General features: G+C 61.3%; 25 protein-coding genes and 1 tRNA gene. 20 read left to right on the top strand and 6 right to left on the bottom strand.

What is annotated here, in order from left to right:
• Window positions 1-139: 139 nt before the first annotated feature.
• Both OGM61_10065 and OGM61_10060 read left to right on the top strand, forming a co-directional pair.
• The gene (locus OGM61_10065; protein ID UYI84182.1) at window positions 140-325 is read left to right on the top strand and encodes a hypothetical protein; all 186 of its coding nucleotides are present in this window, start codon (window positions 140-142) and stop codon (window positions 323-325) included.
• A gap of 98 nt (window positions 326-423) precedes the next feature.
• On the top strand, window positions 424-2133 hold the full coding sequence (locus tag OGM61_10060) for a recombinase family protein (GenBank protein UYI84181.1): 1710 nt from the start codon (window positions 424-426) through the stop codon (window positions 2131-2133).
• A gap of 48 nt (window positions 2134-2181) precedes the next feature.
• On the opposite strand, the gene OGM61_10055 is transcribed toward OGM61_10060, so the two are convergent.
• Window positions 2182-2269: transfer RNA gene (locus tag OGM61_10055), tRNA-Leu, on the bottom strand.
• Between the two features lie 207 nt (window positions 2270-2476).
• On the opposite strand from OGM61_10055, the gene OGM61_10050 reads away from it, so the two are divergent.
• The 7 genes from OGM61_10050 (at window position 2477) to OGM61_10020 (ending at window position 8517) form a co-directional block, all read left to right on the top strand.
• The gene (locus OGM61_10050) at window positions 2477-3235 is read left to right on the top strand and encodes a DUF975 family protein (protein UYI84180.1); all 759 of its coding nucleotides are present in this window, start codon (window positions 2477-2479) and stop codon (window positions 3233-3235) included.
• A 116-nt stretch (window positions 3236-3351) separates the two neighbouring features.
• Window positions 3352-4440, top strand: coding sequence for a tRNA 2-thiouridine(34) synthase MnmA (gene mnmA, locus OGM61_10045; protein UYI84179.1), 1089 nt, complete (start codon window positions 3352-3354; stop codon window positions 4438-4440).
• Between the two features lie 29 nt (window positions 4441-4469).
• Window positions 4470-5432 carry a glycosyltransferase family 2 protein gene (locus OGM61_10040; GenBank protein ID UYI84178.1) on the top strand — a complete coding sequence of 321 codons (963 nt, stop codon included), beginning with the start codon at window positions 4470-4472 and terminating at the stop codon, window positions 5430-5432.
• A complete protein-coding gene (locus OGM61_10035) occupies window positions 5429-5857 on the top strand; it encodes a GtrA family protein (protein UYI84177.1) in 429 nt (142 codons plus the stop codon). The genes OGM61_10040 and OGM61_10035 overlap by 4 nt, the downstream gene beginning before the upstream one ends.
• Window positions 5858-5995: 138 nt before the next feature.
• Window positions 5996-6367: a metalloregulator ArsR/SmtB family transcription factor gene (locus OGM61_10030; protein ID UYI84176.1), complete on the top strand. Its 372-nt coding sequence runs from the start codon at window positions 5996-5998 to the stop codon at window positions 6365-6367.
• Window positions 6368-6424: 57 nt separating this feature from the next.
• Window positions 6425-6643, top strand: a complete 219-nt coding sequence (locus tag OGM61_10025; GenBank protein ID UYI84175.1) for a cation transporter — start codon at window positions 6425-6427, stop codon at window positions 6641-6643.
• 5 nt (window positions 6644-6648) lie between these two features.
• Window positions 6649-8517, top strand: a complete 1869-nt coding sequence (locus tag OGM61_10020; GenBank protein ID UYI84174.1) for a heavy metal translocating P-type ATPase — start codon at window positions 6649-6651, stop codon at window positions 8515-8517.
• A gap of 289 nt (window positions 8518-8806) precedes the next feature.
• On the opposite strand, the gene OGM61_10015 is transcribed toward OGM61_10020, so the two are convergent.
• Both OGM61_10015 and OGM61_10010 read right to left on the bottom strand, forming a co-directional pair.
• Window positions 8807-10105 carry a threonine/serine exporter family protein gene (locus OGM61_10015; GenBank protein ID UYI84173.1) on the bottom strand — a complete coding sequence of 433 codons (1299 nt, stop codon included), beginning with the start codon at window positions 10103-10105 and terminating at the stop codon, window positions 8807-8809.
• Between the two features lie 177 nt (window positions 10106-10282).
• Window positions 10283-10696, bottom strand: a complete 414-nt coding sequence (locus tag OGM61_10010) for a hypothetical protein (GenBank protein UYI84172.1) — start codon at window positions 10694-10696, stop codon at window positions 10283-10285.
• 20 nt (window positions 10697-10716) lie between these two features.
• Between OGM61_10010 and OGM61_10005 the strand changes: the two genes are divergently transcribed.
• Complete coding sequence (locus tag OGM61_10005; GenBank protein UYI84171.1) at window positions 10717-11004, top strand: S-layer homology domain-containing protein; 288 nt, start codon at window positions 10717-10719, stop codon at window positions 11002-11004.
• Window positions 11005-11096: 92 nt separating this feature from the next.
• Here the strand turns inward: OGM61_10005 and OGM61_10000 are convergent, their stop codons facing one another.
• Window positions 11097-11402, bottom strand: a complete 306-nt coding sequence (locus OGM61_10000; protein UYI84170.1) for a hypothetical protein — start codon at window positions 11400-11402, stop codon at window positions 11097-11099.
• 105 nt (window positions 11403-11507) lie between these two features.
• On the bottom strand, window positions 11508-12338 hold the full coding sequence (locus OGM61_09995; GenBank protein UYI84169.1) for a deoxyribonuclease IV: 831 nt from the start codon (window positions 12336-12338) through the stop codon (window positions 11508-11510).
• 126 nt (window positions 12339-12464) lie between these two features.
• Between OGM61_09995 and OGM61_09990 the strand changes: the two genes are divergently transcribed.
• From OGM61_09990 to OGM61_09975, 4 genes are all read left to right on the top strand, one after another.
• Entirely contained in the window at window positions 12465-13025 is a 561-nt protein-coding gene (locus OGM61_09990; GenBank protein ID UYI84168.1) for a hypothetical protein, read from the top strand.
• Window positions 13026-13076: 51 nt separating this feature from the next.
• On the top strand, window positions 13077-13589 hold the full coding sequence (locus tag OGM61_09985; GenBank protein UYI84167.1) for a M48 family metallopeptidase: 513 nt from the start codon (window positions 13077-13079) through the stop codon (window positions 13587-13589).
• 106 nt (window positions 13590-13695) lie between these two features.
• Entirely contained in the window at window positions 13696-14928 is a 1233-nt protein-coding gene (locus OGM61_09980) for a patatin-like phospholipase family protein (GenBank protein ID UYI84166.1), read from the top strand.
• Window positions 14929-15012: 84 nt separating this feature from the next.
• Window positions 15013-16617, top strand: coding sequence for a peptide chain release factor 3 (locus OGM61_09975; GenBank protein ID UYI84165.1), 1605 nt, complete (start codon window positions 15013-15015; stop codon window positions 16615-16617).
• 367 nt (window positions 16618-16984) lie between these two features.
• On the opposite strand, the gene OGM61_09970 is transcribed toward OGM61_09975, so the two are convergent.
• Window positions 16985-17860 carry a hypothetical protein gene (locus OGM61_09970; protein ID UYI84164.1) on the bottom strand — a complete coding sequence of 292 codons (876 nt, stop codon included), beginning with the start codon at window positions 17858-17860 and terminating at the stop codon, window positions 16985-16987.
• A gap of 401 nt (window positions 17861-18261) precedes the next feature.
• Between OGM61_09970 and OGM61_09965 the strand changes: the two genes are divergently transcribed.
• The 6 genes from OGM61_09965 to OGM61_09940 all read left to right on the top strand — a co-directional run bounded on the left by OGM61_09965 (window position 18262) and on the right by OGM61_09940 (window position 23107).
• Window positions 18262-18576 (top strand): hypothetical protein, encoded by a 315-nt coding sequence (locus OGM61_09965; GenBank protein UYI84163.1) that lies wholly within the window; start codon window positions 18262-18264, stop codon window positions 18574-18576.
• A complete protein-coding gene (locus OGM61_09960) occupies window positions 18576-20558 on the top strand; it encodes a V-type ATP synthase subunit I (protein ID UYI84162.1) in 1983 nt (660 codons plus the stop codon). Before OGM61_09965 ends, OGM61_09960 begins: the two co-directional genes overlap by 1 nt.
• Window positions 20559-20597: 39 nt before the next feature.
• Window positions 20598-21080 carry a V-type ATP synthase subunit K gene (locus OGM61_09955; protein ID UYI84161.1) on the top strand — a complete coding sequence of 161 codons (483 nt, stop codon included), beginning with the start codon at window positions 20598-20600 and terminating at the stop codon, window positions 21078-21080.
• Between the two features lie 36 nt (window positions 21081-21116).
• Window positions 21117-21719, top strand: a complete 603-nt coding sequence (locus OGM61_09950; protein UYI84160.1) for a V-type ATP synthase subunit E — start codon at window positions 21117-21119, stop codon at window positions 21717-21719.
• 79 nt (window positions 21720-21798) lie between these two features.
• A complete protein-coding gene (locus OGM61_09945) occupies window positions 21799-22800 on the top strand; it encodes a V-type ATPase subunit (GenBank protein UYI84159.1) in 1002 nt (333 codons plus the stop codon).
• Window positions 22793-23107 carry a V-type ATP synthase subunit F gene (locus OGM61_09940; protein UYI84158.1) on the top strand — a complete coding sequence of 105 codons (315 nt, stop codon included), beginning with the start codon at window positions 22793-22795 and terminating at the stop codon, window positions 23105-23107. Before OGM61_09945 ends, OGM61_09940 begins: the two co-directional genes overlap by 8 nt.
• Window positions 23108-23109 lie beyond the last annotated feature (2 nt).

The raw sequence follows: 23109 nt of genomic DNA, 5'->3' as shown, positions 1-23109 counted from the left end.
CGCATTGAACGCCCAAAAAGCATTGTGCGCCGCACCCATCAGCATGGGCCGGGGTTAGACTCCCGTGGAGCTGTGCCAGCAGCCGTCCGTTTTGCCTCTTTCATTGCTATCTTTATGCTTTATGAAAGGGGATTTTATCATGCAAGATAAAGCTACAAATCCCGGCAAGACCAGCAGACCAGAGAAAAATCCTCTGGATGCAAAAACGACCTATCACATTGGCAATCGGTCGTTCGTTGTTGAGCCGGTTTTCAAAGAAGAAAGCCCGGATACCCTGGGTAGCGTTCTCCTTCGCCTGATGAAGTCCGAGAGTGAAAAGCTGTAAATAGCTTTCAAACCCGGCTGACAGAGGCAGCAAATGGCGGTATAATGTGTTCGTACAAGTATATTTGCTATTCGACTGCCTTGACGGAAGGAGGACTTATGAAACAGTCGAATAACAAAAAATCCCGTGACGTGACCGCCTTTCTCTATGAAAGGCTTTCCCGTGACGATAATCTTGAAGGCGAAAGCTACAGCATCGGCAATCAAAAGAAACTGCTTGCCAAAGTCGCAAAGGAAAAGGGTTACACAAATCTGGTTCATTTTCTGGATGACGGCATTTCCGGCGTGACGATGGATCGCCCTGGTTTTGTAGAAATGATCTGCCAGTTGGAACAGGGAAAAGCCGCCGCCGTCTTTGTCAAAGACCTTTCCCGCCTGGGGCGAAACTACATTGAGGTCGGACGGCTGACGGAAGAATTTTTCCCGAACCATGATATCCGCTTGGTGGCCGTTTCGGATAACATCGACACGGCAGAGGGCGAAAATGAGCTTGCCCCGATCCGCAACCTGTTCAACGAGTGGTATGCCCGCGATATCAGCAAAAAGCGGCGCATCAGCAATAAGATCAAGGGCAATGCCGGTGAGCCGATGGGCCAGCCTCCCTATGGTTACATCAAGAACCCGAATGATCCGAAGCATTGGATCGTGGATGACGAGGCAGCCCAGGTTGTGCGCCGCGTTTACAGCATGACTTTGGAGGGGTTCGGAACAGAGCAGATTGCCGCCCAGCTTGAAAAGGACGATGTCCTGACCCCGCGGGCCTACTGGCTTACAAAGGGCATCAAACGCCCCGGCAAGGGCAAGCAGCAGCCGCCTACCAAGTGGAACAGCTCCACAATAACCAAAATTCTCTCCCTGCAGGAATACTGTGGTGACATTCTCAATTTCAAAACTTATTCCAAATCCTACAAGAATAAGAAGCGAATCGACAATGACCGCGAGAATTGGGTGGTGTTCCAGGATGTCCATGAGGCGATCATCGAGCGGGCTGTCTATGAGCAGGTGCAGCAGAAACGGGGCAAAATCCGCAAGCGCCGTACCAACAACGGAGAACACAATATGTTTTCCGGACTGCTGGTCTGCGCCGACTGCGGCAGCAACCTTCACTTTCACTTCAATCAGGGCAATCCGGAGATCAAGTATTTCAACTGCTCCAACTATAAGGGCAACCGCGGCACCTGTACCTCTACCCATTATGTCCGTGTGGACTTCCTGGAGGAAGTGGTGCTGGGAGAGATACGACGCTTAACGAAATTCGCCAGTCTCTATGAGGACGAATTTGTAAAAGCGGTGATTGGTCATTCCCAGCAGGCGGAACAGACAGACCGCAAGCTGAAGGAAAAAGAGCTGAAAACGCTCCTTGCCCGTGACGAAGAATTGGACGGTCTCTTTGAGCGCATCTATGAGGACAATGTTTCCGGCAAGCTCTCCGATGACCGCTTCGCAAAAATGTCCCGGCGGTATGAGGACGAGCAAAAGGAGCTGTCGGAGAAAATAAAAAAGCTCCGCTCCGAGATAGAGAAGCAGAGCAGCCGTTCCATGACAACGGATATGTTTATCGGTCTTGTTCGCAAGTACACCAGAGCGAGGAAACTGACGCCCCGGATGCTGAACGAACTGGTTGAGAAGATCGAAGTGTTTAATGCTGAGAAGATCGACGGCGTTTGGGAGCAGCGGCTTCGCATCCACTATAACTGCGTCGGAACGATCGAGATCCCAACGGTACTGCCCCTGCCGATCCCGGAAGTGTCCGTAAATACAAGAAAAGGCGTAGTCGTCAACTACGCCCCCTGTGAACTCGCTGTATAAAAAGCGAGTGTTCTTACAGCTTTTCAAATGCTGTAAGAACACTCGCCATGGTGCGCGAGGCGGGACTTGAACCCGCACGTCCGGAGTGGACACTAGAACCTGAATCTAGCGAGTCTGCCAATTCCACCACTCGCGCATAAGCTTTGTCGTTCAAAGCCTGTTTAATATAGCATTTCGCGTGCGGATTGTCAAGCGTATTTTCCGCAACTGCCAGAAAAAATCGCAACGTGTGTCGAAAACGTGAATTTTTTCCGCTCCGGGTGTTCAAATCCGGCGGTATCTGGTATACTATACCGATGAAAAAATGAGACCCGGCCATGCCGGGAACGGAGTTGTGATCAAAATGGATTTGAACCGTGCTGCCCTCAAAGCAGACGCCCGCCGGCGCGCCGCCGGCTACCGCCCGAGCCCGATCCTCGCGGCATTGATCGTCTTTGCCCTCGGGCTGCTCATCTCGACGCTCTCGTCGTACCTGATGGGCGGCGACCGCCTGACCACGGCGCTGACAAACGCCGCGCAGTTCGGCCCCGACGCGGTCGAGCAGGCATACATCAGCTTCTTTGAGCATTACAGTGTGTCCGGTGTTGCGGTCGTGCTCGTCGTCGCGCTGGAGATCATGAACTATATGGTCAGTGTCGGCTTTGTGATCTTTTCGCTGCACGTCAGCCGGGATGAAACGGCCGAGATCGGCAACCTCTTTGACGGGTTCGCCCTCTTCTTCCGCGTGTTGTGGCTGGCGATCCTGCAGGGGCTGTTCGTGTTTCTGTGGAGCTTGCTGCTGGTCGTACCGGGCATCATCGCGGCCTATCGCTACCGGCAGGCACTGTACCTGCTGCTCGACCACCCGGAGAAGTCCGCCTGGCAGTGCCTGCGCGAGAGCGCAGCGCTCATGCGCGGCCACAAGTGGGAGCTGTTTGTGCTGGATCTGAGCTTCCTCGGCTGGATGCTGCTGAGCGCCCTGTTCGCGCCCGTGTCCATCTGGCTCGACCCGTACCGCGCTATCACGAACGCAAATTATTATAACCGGCTCGTCGGCGCGCAGGGCGGCCCGCGCATTTACGAGGGCTCGTTCACCGACATCCCGAACGATCCGCAGTCCTGACGGCTTTATCCCGCCTTTCCCCCCGCCTGCCGTGTGCAGGCGGGGTGTCTTGCGTTGACAAGCCGTGGCTGTGCGGTATAATCTAAAGAGAAACCCGAGGAAAACGAGGTGCACAGATGCAGACGGAAAAGAGCGGCCGCCCGCAGGCGATGATCGCCATGAGCGGCGGCGTGGATTCGAGCGTGGCGGCATACCTGATGCAGCAGGCGGGTTACGACTGCATGGGCGTGACCATGAAGCTGTATGAAAACGAGGACGCCGGCGTGCCGCGCGGCCACACCTGCTGCACGCTCGACGATGTGGAGGATGCCCGCCGCGTGGCCTATGCGCTGGGCATGCCGTACTATGTCTTTAATTATAAGGATGCGTTTCGTGAGCAGGTCATGGCGCGCTTTGCCGCGGCCTATCAGCACGGGGCGACGCCGAACCCCTGCCTGGACTGCAACCGGTATCTGAAGTTCGGCCTGCTGGAGACACGCGCCCGCGCGCTCGGGTGCGACGTGCTGGCGACCGGGCACTATGCCCGCGTCGAGCAGCTGCCGGACGGGCGCTACACGCTCAAAAAGGCCGTGGACACGACGAAGGATCAGAGCTACGTGCTCGCTTGGCTCACGCAGGAGCAGCTCGCGCACACGCGCTTTCCGCTCGGCGGTCTGCACAAGACCGAGGCACGGGAGATCGCCGAGGCGCATGGCTTCTGCAACGCGCACAAGCACGACAGTCAGGACATCTGCTTTGTGCCGGACGGTGACTATGCCGCCGCGGTCGAGCGGCTGACCGGCGCGCACAGCGAGCCCGGCCGCTTCGTGGACACGCAGGGTAAGGTGCTTGGAACGCACCGCGGCATCATCCACTATACGATCGGCCAGCGCCGCGGGCTCGGCATCGCGGCCGAGATGCCGCTGTACGTCTGCGGCATCGATGTGCCGCGCAACGAGGTCGTGCTCGGCCGCAATGACGAACTCTTTTCGACCGAACTGGACGCGGGCGGCTGCAACTGGATTTCCGGCGACGTGCCGGACGTGCCGCTGCGCGTGACGGCCCGCATCCGCTACCGGCAGCCGGAGCAGCCGTGCACCGTCACGGCCACGGGGCCGGACACGGTGCACGTGTCGTTTGAGACCCCACAGCGCGCCATCACGCGCGGCCAAGCCGTCGTGTTCTACGACGGGGACACGGTGCTCGGCGGCGGCACGATCGACTGAACTGTGATTTTTGGAAGGGAGGCGCGGCCGTGTCCGTGACGCTCTATCTTGCGATCCCCTGTTATAACGAGGAGACGGTCCTGCCGGAGACGGCGCGCCGCCTGCGGGAGAAATTCACCGCCCTGCGCGCCGCCGGGACGATCGGCCCCATGAGCCGCATCTGCTTCATCGACGACGGCTCGAAGGACGCCACCTGGCAGCTCATTTCCGACCTGCATGCGCGCGATCCGGCCTTTTCCGGTATCCGCCTGTCGCGCAACCGCGGCCACCAGAACGCGCTGCTGTGCGGCCTGATGACGCTGCGGAATCGCGCCGACTGCGTCATTTCCATGGACGCCGATCTGCAGGACGACATTGATGCCATCGATGCCATGCTCACGGCCTTTCAGAACGGGAATGATATCGTCTACGGCGTGCGCGCCAGCCGGAAGCAGGACTCTGCCTTCAAGCGCGCCACCGCGCAGGGGTATTACCGCCTGCTGCGCGCACTCGGCGCGGACGTGGTGTATAATCACGCCGACTACCGGCTCATGAGCCGCCGCGCGCTCGACGCACTCGCGGAGTATAAAGAAGTCAATCTGTTCCTGCGCGGGCTCGTGCCGCTCGTGGGCTACCCGAGCACGGTCGTGTATTACGAGCGCGGCAAGCGCTTTGCGGGCGAAAGCAAGTACCCGCTGCGCAAGATGCTCTCGTTCGCGTGGGAGGGCGTGTCGTCGCTGACGGTCTCGCCGCTGCGGCTCATCACGCGCATCGGCATCGTGATGTTCCTCGTCAGCATCGCCATGCTCATCTATTTTCTCGTGCGCTATTTCACCGGCCACACCGTTGCCGGGTGGTCGAGTCTCGCCGTGTCCATCTGGGCCATCGGCGGGCTGCAGCTGCTGGCCATCGGCGTGGTGGGGGAGTACATCGGCAAGATCTATCTCGAGACGAAGGCGCGCCCGCGCTACCGCATCGAGACGGAGCTTGATGACCGGGAGGCGGAGCTTTGAAGCGCCTGCGCACGCTCTTTGACGCGAAGCTGTGGAAGTTTCTGCTCGTCGGCGTGATCAACACGCTCATCGGCACGGGCATCATGTTTGGATTGTATAACCTTGCCAACTGCTCGTACTGGGTGGCCTCGGCGGCAAACTACGTGCTCACGAGCATCCTGAGCTTTTTCCTTAACAAGCACTTTACATTCCAGAGCCGGGAACGCGGTGCGGGGCAGGTCGTGCGCTTCGCGGCGAACATCGCCGTCTGTTACCTGATCGCCTACGGCATCGCAAAACCGCTGTGTCTGCGTCTGCTTGCCAACGCTGCGGTGAGTACGCGCGATAATGTGGCCATGCTCGTCGGCATGGTGCTCTTCACCGGTCTGAATTACCTCGGCCAGCGCTTTTTTGCCTTCCGCAGCCCGAAAACCGAAGAAAAATGAGACCCATTCCCGGATGTGCAGCATCCGGGAATTCTTTTTTGAAAAAATGCAGATATCCTATTGACAAATGGGAGGAAAAATGGTTATATAAACGCATGAACAATCATTCATATGTTCAAACGAAAGTGAGGAGATCCCATGGCAGAACCGAGACCCGACAGCGCACCGGCGTGCGAATATCTCAACGTGCACGAGGACGCGGTGGCGCAGGTGCTTGCGGCCCTGCCGGACGATGAGACGCTCTACGACCTGTCGGAGCTGTTTCGCGTCTTTGGCGATTCGACGCGCATCAAGATCCTCTATGTGCTCTTCGAGAGCGAGCTGTGCGTGTGCGACATTGCGCGGCTGCTGAACCTGACGCAGTCGGCGGTCAGCCACCAGCTGCGCATTTTGAAGGCGTCGAACCTCGTCCGCTTCCGGCGGGAGGGCAAGACCGTGTTTTATTCCCTGGACGACGATCACGTCCGGTCCGTGCTGGCCCTCGGCATGGAGCATGTGCTGGAAAAATGATGGCCCGGCCATCTTTTCAAATAACATTCAATGACAGATGAAGGAGCGTACATCATCATGGAAAAGACCTATAAGATCGAAGTAGACTGCGCCAACTGCGCGGCGACCATCGAGCGGCACGTGGCAAAGCTCAAGTGTGTCAAGGAAGTGACCGTGAGCTATATGGCACAGAAAATGCTGGTCGAATATGCCCCCGGTGTGGACGAGACCGAGGCCAAGGCGGAGATCCTCAAGACCGCGCTCAAGGTCGAGCCGGACTTCCGCTTCGAGGACTGAATCTCATGACGCGCGAACAGAAAAGGTCGCTGCTGCTCATAGCAGCAGCGGCCGTGCTGCTCATTGGGCTGCACTTTGTGCCGGTCACGGGCTGGCTCAAGCTCGTGCTGTATCTCATCCCGTATCTGCTCGTCGGCGGCGAGACGCTCGTCGATGCCTGCAAGGGCATTTATAACCGCCAGCCGTTCGACGAAAACCTGCTCATGGCCGTGGCCACCATCGGCGCGATGGTGCTCGGGGACTATCCCGAGGCCGTGTCCGTCATGCTGTTTTACCAGATCGGCGAGCTGTTTGAGAGCTACGCCGTCGGCCGCAGCCGCCGGAACATCGGCGATCTGATGGACATCCGCCCGGATTTTGCGTACGTGGAGACTGCTGACGGCATTGTGCGTGTCAAGCCCGAGGAGGTCGCCGTCGGCGATACGATCGTCATCAAGCCCGGCGAGCGCGTCCCGCTCGACGGCACGGTGCTCACGGGCACGTCGGCGCTGAATATGAGCGCCCTGACCGGTGAGAGCGCCCCCGTGGACGTCACGGAGGGCAGCACCGTCGTCAGCGGCAGCGTGAACCTGTCGGGTGTGCTGCGCCTGCGCGTGGAGAAGGTGTATGCCGAGTCCACGGTCGCGCGCATCCTCGAGCTGGTGGAAAATTCTTCGCTCAAAAAGGCGCACACTGAGCGCTTCATCACGAAGTTTGCCCGCGTCTACACGCCGTCCGTTTGCGGTGCGGCGCTCGCGCTGGCAATCCTGCCGCCGGTCGTGCGGCTCATTATGGGCATCCCGGCAGAGTGGGGCGACTGGATCTACCGCGCGCTGACGTTCCTCGTCATCAGCTGCCCGTGCGCGCTCGTGATCTCGATCCCGCTGTCGTTCTTCGGCGGCATCGGCGGCGCGTCCGCCCGCGGTATCCTCATCAAGGGTTCGAGCTATCTGGAGATGCTGGCCAAGACCGACCGTGTCGTCTTTGACAAGACCGGCACGCTCACGCGCGGCACGTTCGCCGTCACGGCGGTGCATCCCGCGCAGCCGGAGCTGTCCGAGCAGGCGCTGCTGCAGCTTGCGGCGGCGGCGGAGCAGTTTTCCGATCACCCGGTCAGCCAGAGCCTGCGCCGCGCGGCCGGAGAGCTTCCGGCCGACCTTGTCACGACGGACGCCAAAGAGCTCGCCGGTCACGGTGTTACCGCGCAGGTCGGCGGCCGGTCTGTTGCCGCCGGCAACACGAAGCTGATGGACACCCTCGGCCTGACCGTGCCCGCGGTCAATGAGACCGGTACGGTCATCCACGTCACGGCCGACGGCGCGTATCTCGGCTACATCGTCATCTCCGACGAGCCGAAGACCGGCTCGCGCGAGGCGGTGGCCCGCCTGCGGGCGGACGGCGTGCGCGTCGTCATGCTCACCGGCGACCGGAAGAGCGCGGCCGACGCCGTGGCGGAGGAGCTGGGCATCGCGGAGGTGCACAGTGAGCTGCTGCCGGAGGATAAGGTCACGCAGGTCGAGCGGCTGCTCGGCGAGGGCGCACCCGGGAAATACCTTGCCTTCGTCGGCGACGGCATCAACGATGCGCCGGTGCTCGCGCGCGCCGATCTCGGCGCCGCTATGGGCGGCATCGGCTCGGACGCTGCCATCGAGGCGGCGGACATCGTGCTCATGGACGACGATCCGCGCAAGCTCTCGCTGGCCATGCGCATCTCGCGCAAGACCATGCGCCTCGTCTGGGAGAACATCGTCTTTGCGCTGGCCGTCAAGGCCGTCTGCCTCGTGCTCGGCGCGCTCGGCATTGCGAACATGTGGGTCGCCATCTTCGCCGACGTCGGCGTTATGGTCCTGTGTGTGCTCAACGCCGCCCGCGCGCTCAATACGAAGCACCTGTAATGCTGATCTCTGTATGAAACAGGATAGAAAAGAGGCCGCCGAAAGGCGGCCTCGATCTTTTAGAGTGTCTGTGCCAACAAAAAAGAAACTGCGCAGCGGGGGAGCTCGAGGGGGGGCAAGACCCACCTCGAATCCGATCCAAAGCAAAAGTCCTGATGGATCAGGGCTTTTGCGCGTCCGGCATTTTGCTGTGAAAAAGGCCGGACGGCGAAAGCGCGTTCAGGAAAGTTCGGTACGGACTTTCCTGACAAGCTGAGACCGCCGTCGGCGGCCTTTTTTCATGCCTTTTTCACGTGCACCGGCGGAAGCTGCTGTCCGTGAGGACACGCGCGCAGATCAGCCCCAGCGGCAGGGAGACGACGATCAGCAGCGAGGCGACGAGCCACGACGCGCTGTCGCTCAGGTTCATTGTGCCCAGATCGTACACGGCGCGGTAGAAATACAGCCCCGGTACCATGATGACGATCGACGGCACGGTGATCGTGATGCGCGGGTAGCCCGAGCGCCGCTTATACACGGAGGCGAGCAGGCCCGCCGTCAGCGCGCCGAAAAACGCGGCCGCTGCCGGCGGGAAGCCGGCCAGACTGACGAGCTCGAGCCGCAGGGTGTTCGATATCGCGCCGATCACGGCGGCGACGGACGCGAGCTTCACGGGACTGTTGAACATCAGCGAGAAGCCGAACACACCGCAGAAGCTCATCGCCAGCCGCAGCAGGATGCGCGCCCAGACGGGCAGCCCCAGCGGCAGAAAATCCATCGGCTGCAGCCGCAGCAGCAGCGCCATGAGCCAGGCGGTCAGCGTCGCCACGACGACGATCATGATCGCGTAGGCCAGCCGCTCAAGTCCGGAGCGCATGTCCTGCTTGGACATGTCGATGCCGCTCGTGATGAACGGGAAGCCCGGAATGATGAACAGCATCGCGCAGATATACCCCGCCTGATGCTGTGGGTCGATGGGCCAGAGCAGCGATGCCAGCCGGAACAGCCCGGCATAGACCAGACATGCTGCCGCAACGGACAGGGCGATGCAGCCAAACAGCGTCAGGTGCCGCTGCGTCAGCCGCGCGCGCACATACTGCCCGACGCCCGCACCCAGAAAGGCCAGCAGCATCTCGATCGGCCCGCCGCCGAGCAGGAACGTGAATCCGCCGCAGGCGAGCGCCGCGGCCGCTCCCTGCTGCAGCGGGGTATAGCTGCCGCCTGCCTGCGCGATCTCGTCGAGCCGGGTGTGCAGGTCGTCCGCCGTCATGTACACGCCGTCGAGCGGAAAACGCTTGACAAAGCGCTCGAGCTGGTCGAGCTTGGCGGTGTTGACGCCGGTTGCCGTCAGCGTCAGCGTCTGGGCGAACGTGTTCTCGCCGTCGGAGCAGGTGTACTCGATGGACAGCAGCCCGATGTCGGCGGCGCACACAAGACCGAGCGCCTCGGCGATCTCGTTCATGGAGCTGCGCACACGCCATGCGCCGGTGCCGCACGAGAGCAGCAGCAGACCGACCCGGCCGACGACGCCGGCGCGGATGGGCAGCGGCGCCTGTGAGACGGGCAGCTCTTTCTGATCCCGGATGGGGTCATGCCACGGGATCTGCATATGATTTGGTTTGATGATCGGATGATGCAACGTATTTCACGCCTTTTTTGAAAATTCGGATTGTATTGTAGTCTTGTGCGCGCCGGAAGTCAAGAGCGGACGATCAGACGGCCCGCCAAAAACCGATGCGCAAGCGGAGACGGCCTGTCATTTGACAGGCCGTCCTGCTGGATTTGTTCAGAAAAGATCGCCGTCGTGGGTGTCTACATAAAACGAATACGGCTTCCCGTTCGCCGTGAAGGTGATGTGGTAGGCATCGCGGCCGGAAACCTGCACACGCTGGACATTGACGTCGCGGATGTCCGGCAGCGAAATGCCAAGCTCCTGCAGCACGCGGCTCAGGGCTTCGGATATGCTGATCTCCGAACCTGCGGGGGCGGCGGAATCGTCCGGCTTTCCCGGCGTGGCCGGGGTGTCCGGCGTCTGTGCGGGCTGCTCCGGGCGCTGCACGTCGAGAATCTCGCCGGTGCGTGCGGCGATCGTGTAGCAGTATTCCCCGCCGGCCGCCGCAAAGCGGGCACGCGCTTTGCCCCCGATCTGCCGCTGGACCGCGCCTGGTTGCGACCATCGTGCACCGCATCGCCGGAGCACCGGATGCGGCCGGCACGAACATGCCCTTCCGCGATGTCCCGGCCGGTGCCTACTATGCGCAGCCCGTCCTCTGGGCCTATCACGCCGGTGTGGTCAACGGCTGCGGCGCGGACACGTTCTGCCCCACGCAGGCCATCAGCCGTCAGGATCTGACGGTCATCCTCTACCGCTATGCCTGCCTCGCGGGCATTGCAGACGCGGCGCAGTCGGAGAACGTCCTGAGCGGCTTTGCCGATGCGGGCACTGTCAGCGATTATGCCCGCGCGGCGCTCCTGTGGCGCTTTGTCAGTCAGTATTCTCTCGCTTAACACCGCGCTGTCCCGTGCGTGTTGCATCCCCCCATTCCCGTAACTGCGGGGCCGCCCCGGAGCCAACGGCTCCGGGGCGGGTGCTGCTTGTTTTATCCGGCGCGGAACAGCCGCCGGTACTCGCGCGGGCCGCAGTAGCCCGCCGCGCACTGCGAAAAGGCGTCGCCGAGAAAGAGCCTGTCCGTGCAGATCTCGATGATGGAAAACCGCTCGCCCGGCGCGGCGGCCAGGATGCGGATCTCCGCGTCGAGCAGCGGGCGGTACTCCGCCTCGCAGGCGTCTGTGATGCACATGTCCGGCTGCCAGCAGAAGGTCTGCTGCACATCGCAGCCGCAGATGACAGCGTCAAAGGCGGCACCGTCGCGGATCGCGTGGTCAATGTACGTTCGCAGGGTCATGATTCTTCTCCTCCCATGTCCATGTTGTGTTTCTGTTTTCTCCCTTTTATCACAGCATAGCACATGCAAAGTCCAATAATCAGGACAGTGGAGGCAAAGATTCCGCTATTTTTGCGCCGCGCGCAGCCAGGCGATCTCCTGCGCGTACCCGGCGTCGTCGTTCGGCGTCTCGAGGATGAACGGCAGCCCCGCCAGCGCCGGGTGCCGGGTGACGCGCACGAGCGCCTCCGGCGGGATGCAGCCGTCGAGCAGCTTTGCGTGCCGGTCCTTGTGGCTGCCGCAGGGGTTGAGGCTGTTGTTGAGGTGCACGGCGTGCAGGCGCTCGAGCCCGATCACGCGGTCAAACTCCGCGAGCACGCCGTCAAGGTCGCCGGCGATGTCATACCCCGCGTCCCAGATGTGGCACGTGTCGAGGCAGACGCCGATGTGCTCCGTCAGCTCCACGCGGTCGATGATGGCGCGCAGCTCCTCGAAGCGGCCGCCGACCTCGCTGCCCTTGCCGGCCATGGTCTCGAGCAGGACGGTCGTGGTCATGTCGGGGAAGAGGACCTCATTGAGCAGCGCGGCGATCTTCTCAATGCCCACGTCGATGCCCTGCCCGACGTGGCTGCCGGGGTGAAAATTGTAGAGTTGGCCGGGCGTGTGCTCCATGCGCTGCAGGTCGTCGGAAAAGGCCATGCGCGCAAACTCCGCCACGTTCGCCTTGGCTGCGCAGGGGTTGAGTGTGTAGGGCGCGTGCGCGACCAGCCGGTCGATGCCCGCGCGGGCGCATTCGGCGTGAAAGGCCGCGATGTCTGTTTCCTCAATGGGTTTGGCGCTGCCGCCGCGGGGATTGCGCGTGAAGAACGCGAACGTGTTTGCGCTCAGCGCCTCCGCGCGCTTTGCCATGGCGAGATACCCGCCGGCGGAGGAAATGTGGCAGCCGATCCGGAACATACGATCACCTCAAAGAATGGATGCCCCCATCATAGCACACCGCGCGGCGGCTGCCAAGCTTGCCACCGCGCCGCGGATGGTGTATGCTGTTTACAGATTCGTTTTGATGGTGGAGGATGTGATGGCGTGGAACGATTGACTTTTCAACCCAATAAAAAGGGCGTGATAAGCGGCTGCACGATGCCGGTTATTGTTATTTTGGGCTTCTTTGCCTATGCCATGTTCCCGGATGGATACAAGATTCTTACAAAAGGGGAACTGGTTTTCGTGTGGGTACTGGTGACGGTATTCGTTTTAGGTTACGCCGCGGCATTGGTTTATATCATGAAATCAGCTGGATACCGCACGATGATTGAGGTCAGCCAGCAGGGTTTTTCGGTTGTAGACCCCAAGCGTTCGGAACCTGTGTTTGTACCTTGGAGCGAGCAGATCCATCTGTGTACTTGCATGGAAGGAGACGTCTATAGCCATCATTGGGTCCACGAGAAGATACTCTGCTTTTCTAATCAGGACATAAGCGGACAGTGGATAGAAAGGGGTCAAACCGTGAACTACCGGCAGACGTTTGAAACAGATGCCGGACAGCCGTGGGTCGTTGCACTGACTTACGGCAGCAAGGCGAAATGCAAGAAAGACGCAGCGCGCATCCGTCAGTACATGGACGGCTGTTTGCAGCAGACAGAATAACCTTGCCGGAAGACCGATTTGGCATACCACAGAAAAAAGGGGGGGCAGGCCATGCAGCCGTATGAACTCATTCGCTCCGGCCGGCGCACGCTGGCGCTCGAGGTGCGCGGCGGGCGCGTGATCGTGCGCGCGCCGTACCGGACACCGCGGGCAACGATTGACCGCTTTGTCGCGTCGCACGCCGAATGGATCGCGCGCGGGGTGGCCAAACAGGAGGCCCGCGCTGCCGCGCACCCGGAGCCGACGGACGCCGAGCGGGCGGCGTACATCCGGCAGGCAAAAGCCTATCTGCCGCAGCGCGTGGCGTACTATTCCGAGCGGATGGGTCTCTACCCGACGCAGGTGCGCATCACGGGCGCGCGCACGCGCTTTGGCAGCTGCAGCTCGCAGGGGCACATCTGCTTTTCGTGGCGGCTGATGCAGTACCCGCCGGAGGCGATCGACTACGTCGTTGTGCACGAGCTGGCGCACCTGCGCTACATGAACCATGGTGCGGAGTTTTACGCGCTCATCGCGCGCTATCTGCCGGACTGGAAGACCCGCCGCGCCCTGCTGCGGGCGTGAAAAAGCACCGGAGGACGATCTGTCCTCCGGTGCTTTTCATTCGGAATTGACTTTTTGCACCCGCTGCGTGTAAACTATTCATTCAGGAATCAAGGAGGGATGTACCATGAAGCAGGCGATCGCGCTGGCCGGCGGCGGCACGAAGGGCGCGTATCAGGTCGGCGCGTGGAAGGCGATGCGGGAGCTGGGCATCCCGTTTGACATCGTTACGGGCACGTCCATCGGTTCGGTCACGGCGGCGCTGATGGTGCAGGGCGATTTTGACCGCGCGTGGGAGCTCTGGACGCACATCACGGAAGAGCAGATCATGCTCGAGCGCGCCGACGCCACGCCGCGCGAAAAGCGCGAGCTGGCGGCGTTGGCTGAGCACCCGGAGCAGCTCATCGCGCGTGTGAAGGACTGGGCGGACCTCAACCGCCGTACGGCGGACATCACGCCGTACCGCGCGCTCGTGCACCAATATCTCGACGAGGCGCGCTTTTTCGCCTCGCCGGTGGATTTCGGACTCATGACGGCGCGTTTCCCGTCGTTCCAGCCGGTCGAGGTGCGCAAGCAGGACATTGCACCCGGCTACCTGCCGCAGTGGATCCTCGCGTCGTCGGCGTGCTACCCGATGTTTCCGATGTGCGAGATCGACGGGCAGAATTATCTCGACGGCGCGTACTCGGACAATCTGCCGATCGGCACGGCGTTCCGCCTCGGCGCTGACCGCGTCATCGCCATCGGCCTCAAGCCGGAGACGCCGGAGAAAAAATATGCCAACCACCCGCTCGTGACCTACATCGCCCCGGCGGAGCCGCTGGGCAAGCTGCTGGAGTTTGACCCCGACGCGCTGCGTCACAGCATCGCCCTCGGCTATACGGACACGCTGCGCGTGCTCGGCAGCTATATCGGCCATACCTACACGTTCGAACCCGACGGGCAGACGCTGCTCGAGGGCGTCGCGCGCGACTATCTGCTCTGGCTGCTGCGCCGGGAGCTGACGCCGCCGGACTCCATGCTGGACTTTTTCCGCAGCGACACGCCGCTGACCGACCGCATCCTCAGCGACCGCCCCGGCGACCTGACGGCCTGCGCACTCGCGGGCGCGGAGTGCGTGCTCGAGGCGTATGCCTACCCGCGCGGGGAGATCTACGATCTCAAGCTCCTGCTGCCGGAGCTGGCCATGCGTCTGACGGAGGACGAGGACACCACGGCACTCGAGCGCGCGCACGCGCTGTGCGCGTCGCTGGGCAGCGAGCATTTCTTCACGCAGCTGGCCCCGCTCACGCCGCGCTATGACGCCAAGGACATCTTCCTCGCCACGCTCACGCTCTATCTGCGCGAGCAGACGGCCTGACGGGCAGGTTTTTGTTGCACTCGCGGGAAAAATCGGGTATACTATCTAGGTTTGATATTCGAAAGAACAACAGAGGAGCGGACTATGGATCTGAAACAGGAAATCGAGCGCCGCCGGACGTTTGCGATCATCTCGCACCCGGACGCCGGCAAGACGACGCTCACGGAAAAGCTGCTGCTGTACGGCGGGGCCATCCAGCTCGCCGGCTCGGTCAAGGGCAAGGCGACCGCGCGCCACGCGGTCTCGGACTGGATGGAGCTCGAAAAGCAGCGCGGCATCTCCATCACGTCGTCGGTCATGCAGTTTGAATACGAGGGCTATTGCATCAACATCCTCGACACCCCGGGCCACCAGGACTTTTCGGAAGACACCTACCGCACGCTCATGGCGGCGGACAGTGCCGTCATGGTCATTGACGCGGCCAAGGGCATCGAGCCGCAGACGCGCAAGCTCTTCAAGATCTGCGCCATGCGCCACATCCCGATCTTCACGTTCATCAATAAGCTCGACCGCGAGGCCCGCGACCCGTTCGAGCTCATGGAGCAGTTGGAAAACGAGTTCGGCATCGGCACTTATCCGGTCAACTGGCCCATCGGCTGCGGGCACGACTTCAAGGGCGTGTTCGACCGCGACCGCCGCGAGATCCTCGCGTTTCAGGAGTTTCACCGCGGGCAGAACAAGATCCGCCCCATCGAGTGCGAGCTCACGGACGTTGAGCGGCTCGACGAGCTGATCGGGCCGCGCCAGCGCGAAAAGCTGACCGAGGATATCGAGCTGCTCGACGGCGCGGGCTACGCCTTCGACCTCGACGAGGTGCGCGCCGGCCGGCTCAGTCCGGTGTTCTTTGGCTCTGCGCTGACGAATTTCGGCGTCGAGCCGTTTCTGGAAAACTTCCTGCACATGACGATGCCGCCGCTGCCGCGCACGACGGCCGACGGCGTGGTCGACCCGATGCAGCCGGCGTTTTCCGCGTTCGTGTTCAAGATCCAGGCGAACATGAACAAGGCCCACCGCGACCGCATCGCCTTCATGCGCATCTGTTCGGGCAAGTTCGAGCGCGACCATGAGTACCTGCACGTGCAGGGCGGCAAGACGCTCAAGCTCGCGCAGCCGCAGCAGCTCATGGCGCAGGAGCGTGCGATCATCAATGAGGCCTACGCCGGCGACATCATCGGCGTGTTCGACCCCGGCATCTTCTCCATCGGCGACACGATCTGCGATGCGAAGCTGCGCGTACGCTTCGAGGGCATCCCGACGTTCGCGCCGGAGCACTTTTCCGTCATCTCGCAGGTGGACACCATGAAGCGCAAGCAGTTTGTCAAGGGTGTCACCCAGATCGCGCAGGAGGGCGCCATCCAGATCTTCCACGAGCCGAACAGCGGCATGGAGGAGGTCATCGTCGGTGCGGTCGGCGTGCTGCAGTTCGAGGTGCTGGAGTACCGGCTCAAGAATGAGTACAACATCGACATCCGCCGCCGCGACCTGTCGTATTCCTATATCCGCTGGATCACGAGCGAGGGCACCGACCCCACGGCGCTCAACCTCGCTTCCGACACGAAGTGGGTGCAGGACTTCCGCGGCCACAACCTGCTCATTTTCAACAATGAGTGGAGCATCCGCTGGGCGGAGCAGAAAAATCCCGGCCTGACGCTGGCGGAGTTCAGCACAAATCAGGACGACGAGGCATAATATCTCACAGGGCCATCCGAACGGATGGCCCTGTTTTTTCGCGGTGCATCGCGCTGCCCTGAATGCGTAAAAATCCCCCGGCGCGGGCTCACTCCGCGCCGGGGGATCTTTGCCTCCGCAAAGTTTTCTGTACGCCGTCAGGATGCGACGGCTTTTTTTGCAGCGGCTGCGTATACTGGTGTCAAACGAAAGCAGAGGAGGGGGGAGCGGTGAAGAAACTCCGCTTTGTGATCTTTGTCATGCTCATCATGCTGCTGCTGTGTTCGGCCGCGCGTGCGGTTCGGTCGGCGCCGGAGGCGCGAGTGGCCGTACAAATGCAAAAACCTCCTGCAGCGCAGGAGGTTTTTCCTTATGCAGGTATGGATGCTCAGAACAGATCCTCGACCACTTTCTCGGGCGGGACTTCCAGCAGCGCCGGGTTGTGCATGAACATCTTCATGTACTTGAACGAGGAGGCGTAATAGTACCCGTCGCACACGCGCTCGTCCATGACGGCCATGAAGTCGATGTACTTGCGCTCGACCGGCTTGCCCTCGCGGTCAAGCTCGACCGCCTTGCGCTTTGCGCCGAAGGCGATGAACATCGGCAGGTTGCCGAAGTTGTACAGGTGGTGATAGATCGGCGGGATGCCGAGCGAGCCCATATCGGTGATGATCATCGAGCCGTGGAAGGGGCTGGCGTCGAGCAGCTTCTGCGGGATGATGCCGAAGTAATCCATCACGCGCAGGCAGCCGATGGCGAAGCGCAGCAGGAAACGCGGCAGCTTCAGCAGCGCGCCGGCGACCTGCTCGGTGTTGTTGTCCTGGTCGCCGTACTTGATCTCGTCGATCTTCTCGTTCATCTTGCGGTAGACGTCAAAGATCGTGTCCGTCGGGGCGAAGACGGCCTTGATGGTCGTCTCGTTCGAGGTGGTGGACATGCTGCGGCGCACGGTCAGCACGACCTCGATATTGTTGCGCGCATAGATGCGCCGGCCGGCCACGAAACGGTTGATGCCGGGGCGCATGGAGACCATACGGATGTAGGCCGCAATGAACAGATGCAGGTAGCCGAGGCCCTTGTAGCCCTCGAGGCGCTTCTGGCGCAGCCAGCGGTCGGTGTTCGTGATCTCAATGCAGTCCTCAAACTGATTGCAGGCGTCGTTCTTCGTGGGCATGATGTAGGGCATGAACTTGTAAAACGGTGCGAGGGACTGGATCAGGCGGCCGTCCTTGCGGTCACCGAAACGGCGTTTGCTTTCCATGAAAGTACCTCCGAATATGCGAATATAGTTCAAACTTTTTAACTTTAGCAAAAATATTATAGGCTATTTCCGGCACAATAGCAAGTGGAAAAACATTTTAAGTGTTGAAATCTTGCATTTCCCAACATTTCGTTCATTTTTTCATCAGAAATTATGAATGTTCCCATTGCGAGAAATCATGCAAATCCGATAACGTTAAATTTTCGTCAATGACGTGAAAAAGCTAGCAGGATCAATAGTTTTTTAACACATAGGTGTTTGAATTTTGACAGACAATTTTGGGCAATTTCACTTGATTAACAGCGGTGAATAAGGTAAAATACCTACATTATGTAGAAACAGTTCGTGAAAACGGGCGTTGCGCGGCATAATAACAGTTTGATTCGTAGGGAGGTGTACGGATGTCATTTGAGGCGATAACAACGATCAGTGACGCAGAAAACCGGGCCAGACAGATCAAAGCCGACGCGCAGGCAGCCGCTGCGGCGGCAGTGGAAGCGGCCCAGGCCGAGGGAAAGGCAGTGATAGAGGCTGCCGTCGGTAAGGCGCAGCAGGAGCTGCAGACGCTGCGGGCCAAATCGGATGAAAAGGCGAAGGCGGATGCGGAAACGCTGGCGGCGGAGACCAAGAACAAGGAAGCTGCCATGCGCATCAAGGCTAAGACCAATCTGGATCGGGCTGCATCACTCATCGTGGAAAGGATTGTGAACGGCTGATGGCCATTGTACACATGAAAAAGCTGCGGCTCATGGTCGTTCGCCGGCAGAAAGATGAGCTGCTCCGGGATCTGATGCTGCTCGGCTGCGTGCAGATCTCGGAACCGGACGCCTTGCTTGCGGACGCGGAATCTGCCGCAGTCCTGCGTCAGGAGAGCGGCAATGTGACGGAGGTGCGCAGTGAACTCACGCGCCTGACCGCCGCGCTCAAGCTGCTCGACAAGTATGCGCCGGTCAAGTCCAGGCTGCTCAGCTCCCGGCCGGAGGTCACGGAGGCGGATTTCCTGGATGACGGTGCGTACCGTCAGGAGCTCGATGCAGTCGCACAGCTCGAGGAGCTGGAGGCGGCCGTGCGCCGCTACAACGGCGAGGAGGCTAAGCTCCGCAGCAATATGGAGGCCCTGCGCCCGTGGCAGACACTCGACCTGCCGCTGGATCTGGGCGAAACCGTAAGGACCCGCATTTCTCTGGGTATGCTGCCCGCGGCAGTGGATCTTGCCGAGGCTGCAAAAGCGCTGGCGGACGCTGCGCCCGAGTCGCAGCTGTATGAGATCTCTTCGGACAAGGAACAGCACTATGTGCTGCTCATTTGTTTGAAAGAGGAGCTGACGGAAGCCATCACGGCGCTGCGCGCGTCCGGCTTCACGCTGGCAAACCTGAACGGCGCGCCGGGCACGGCAAAGCAGAACATTGAGGACGCGCAGCAGCAGATCGCGGACGTCATCCGCAGGCGTGAGCAGGCGGAGACGGATATTGCCGCCTTTGCCCCGCACCGGGATGCGTTCAAGCTCTGCATCGACCGCGCGAGCGTGAAGCTCGGCCGCGCGGAGGCGGAAGAGCGCCTGGTCGGTACCGAGAGCGTCGTGTGCATGCGCGGCTGGCTCACGGCGCCGGAGGAGGCCAAGCTCACCGCGGTGCTCGCAAAGTATGACTGCGCCTGGGATCTGGCCGATCCCACGGAGGACGAGTACCCAGAGGTGCCGGTCAAGCTACAAAACAACAAATTTACCGAACCGCTGAACATGGTCACGAACATGTACAGCCTGCCGGCCTACGGCACGGTCGATCCGAACCCGCTCATGGCGCCGTTTTTCATTTTGTTCTACGGCATCATGATGGCGGATATGGGCTACGGCCTTGTGATGATGATCGCGGCGCTCGTTGCGCTCGGCAAGATGAAGCCGAAACGCGGCAGCAAGTATTTCTGCGAGCTGCTGTTCGCCTGCGGCGTGTCGACGTTCCTGCTCGGCATCGTGACAGGCGGCTTCTTCGGCAACGCCGTGCCGACGATCGTGAACATGTTTGGTCACGACGTCAAGCTCGGCATTCTGACAAGCCCGCTGCTCGACCCGCTGACCGATACGACGCAGATCCTCATCGGCGCCATGGTGCTCGGTTTCATCCAGCTCTCGACCGGCATGGTCGTGAACATGGTCATGGAGTGCCGTCAGGGCAAGGTCGGCGATGCGATCTTCAACGAGGGCACCTGGTTCGTGATCTTCGCGGGCCTGGCGCTGTTCGTACTCAAGATCGGCAACATCGGCGGCGTGCCGGTCGTGCTGTGCATCGGCGTTCTGATGCTGATCTACGGTTCCGGCCGCGAGGCCAAGGGCTTCGGCAAAGTCACCGCCGTGTTCGGCGCGGTCTACAACGGCCTGACCGGCTGGTTCGGCGACATTCTCTCGTATTCCCGACTCATGGCTCTGATGCTGGCCGGCAGCGTCATCGCGCAGGTGTTCAACACCCTCGCCGCGATGCCGTCGAGCGGCGGCGTGACGGTCGTGTCGATGTTGATCTTCATCATCATCTTCCTGTTGGGCCATCTGCTCAACTTCGGCCTGAACCTGCTCGGCTGCTTCGTGCATGACCTGCGTCTGCAGTGCCTGGAGTTCTTCGGCAAGTTCTATGTCGACGGCGGCAAACCGTTCCGCCCACTCGAGATCAACACGCGCTATGTCGACGTGGAAAATCATAATTTCTAAACATTCGTACTCAAGAGATATTTAAGGAGGAAATTGAAAATGGCATTTCTCGAATCCATCGGTGGTCTGGCTCTCGGCCTTCTCGGCGCTGCGCTCGCAGCGGCGCTCGCGTGCATTGGCTCTGCAAAGGGCACCGGCATCGCCGGTGAGGCCGGCGCAGGTCTCGTCTCGGAAGATCCCAGCAAGTTCGGCAAAGCGATGATCATGCAGGTCATCCCCGGCACCCAGGGCCTGTACGGCTTCGTTATCTGGTTCCTGGCTCAGAGCCAGATCTTCGCCGCCAACGCTGCCGCTCCGCTGACCGTCGCTCAGGGCCTGCAGTACTTCGCAGCCTGCCTGCCGATCGCGCTCGGCGGTCTGATCTCCGCCATCGCGCAGGGCAAGGTCGCTGCCGCGTCCCTGAACATCCTGGCCAAGAAGCCCGACGACTGGTCCAAGGGCATGATCTTCTGCATCACGGTTGAGTTCTACGCCATCCTCTGCCTGCTGGCATCCTTCCTGATGCTCAACGGCTTGAAGTAATCCCCATCCTCTTCCGACAGAAGGGAACAAAGATCTATGAATGGTATTGAAAAAATCACCGGCCGCATCGAGGCGGACGCGCAGGAGCAGGCGAAGGCCATCGCGGCCGAAGCCGAGGCCAGGTGCGCCGAGATCCGTGCCGATTATGACAAACAGGCGCAGGACCAGTACTGGGCCCGCGTCCGCGACGGTGTGAAAGCGTGCGAGGACCGCGTGCAGCGCATGGGCCGTCTGGCGGAAATGGAAGCCAGAAAGAGCGTCCTTGCCCTCAAGCAGGAGATGGTCGACGCGGCGTTTGCCGCCGCGCTCGATAAGATCTGCACCATGCCGCAGGCGGACTACGTGGCGTATCTGGCCAAACTCGCCGCGCAGGCCGCGACGACCGGCACCGAGACCCTGGTGTTCAACGCCAAGGATCAGGCCGCGTGCGGTCAGGCGGTCGTGGACGCTGCCAATGCGCTGCTCGCGCAGCAGGGCAAGCCCGGCCGGCTCACCATGAGCCAGGCCACGCGCGACCTGCGCGCCGGGTTTGTGCTCCAGCAGGGAGATATCGAGGTCAACTGTGCCGTGGAGACGATCGCAGAGCTCTGCCGCAGTGATCTGGCTGCTCAGGTTGCCGAGGTCTTGTTCGGCGCGTGACCTGCCCCGCCCCGTGCGGGGGGAATGAATTATCCTATATGGGGCGCAGAGTGCTGCGCCGCATGAGGGAGGAATCGAATTGTCTAAAGTAAAAGATACGAATTACCTTGCGATTACGGCAATGCTGGCAGCCCGCGAGACCAAAATGCTTTCCGCTGAGCGCATGGAGCGCATGATCGACGCGCCCACGAACGACGAGGCGGCCAAGATCTTGGAGGAATGCGGCTACGGCGACCTGAGCGGCCTGTCCGCGAAGGAAGCCGGCGCTGCGCTCGAGGCGCACATCGCGGCGCTGTTCGATGAGGTCGAGGGCATGGTCCCGGAGGCGCAGCTCGTGCAGCTGTTCCGCCTCAAGTATGACTACCACAATGCCAAGGCGCTCATCAAGGCGCGGGCGATGGGCGTGGAGTGCGATGCGATCCTGTCGCAGCGCGGCACCGTGGCGCCGCAGAAACTGCTCACGGCGTTTCTCGAGGAGGACTACCGCGACATCCCGCCCATTCTGGCGCAGGCCATGGTCAGCGCCGCCGCGATCCTGGCGCGCACGACCAATCCGCAGGCAGCGGACTTCGAGCTCGACCGCGCGTATTTCGCGCAGATGCTCGCGCTTTCCGACGGCCTGAGCGACGGCGGCTTTGCCAGAGGCTATGTGCAGCTGCAGATCGACAGCGCGAACCTGCGCGCTGCCGTGCGCACGCGCCGCATGGCCAAGGACGCGGACTTTCTCAAGACCGCGCTCATCCCGGGCGGCACGATCGGCACGGACCGCGTGCTCGCGGCGTTCGACTCGGCCGAGGCGCTCACCGCGCTCTACGGCAACACGTGGCTGGGCAATGCGGCGGCTGCCGGCGCGGCGGCCATGAGCGGCGGCGCGCTGACGGCGTTTGAGCTGCTGTGCGACAACGCGCTCATGGACTACATCCGCGCGGCCAAGCTGCGCAGCTTCGGCGCGGCGCATGTGTCCGCTTATCTCGCCGCCATGGAAAACGAGACCACGGCCGCCAGAATGATCCTGACGGGCAGACTCGCAGGGCTTCAGCCCGCGGTCATCCGGGAAAGGCTGCGTGAGACTTATGCTTAAAATTGCAGTTGTCGGCGGTGCGGAGACCGTCATGGGCTTCAAGGCGCTCGGCCTCGAGGCCTGCCCGGTCACCAATGCCGAGGAGGCGCGCGAAACGCTGCGCCGCCTGACGAAAGACTCTGAGGACTACGCCATCATCTATGTCGAAGAGAATCTGGCGCAGGAGCTTCAGCATGAGATCGACAAATTCAAAGATGTTCCCAAGCCGGCCATCATCCTGATCCCCGGCAGGGAAGGCCCCCTCGGCCTCGGCCAGACCGCGCTCAAGGCGGCCGTCGAGCGAGCGGTTGGCTCCGATATCCTTTAAGG

The organism is Clostridiales bacterium, from assembly GCA_025757645.1.
Lineage (GTDB): Bacteria > Bacillota > Clostridia > Oscillospirales > Oscillospiraceae > CAG-103.
This window is presented reverse-complemented; position numbering and strand designations above follow the sequence as displayed.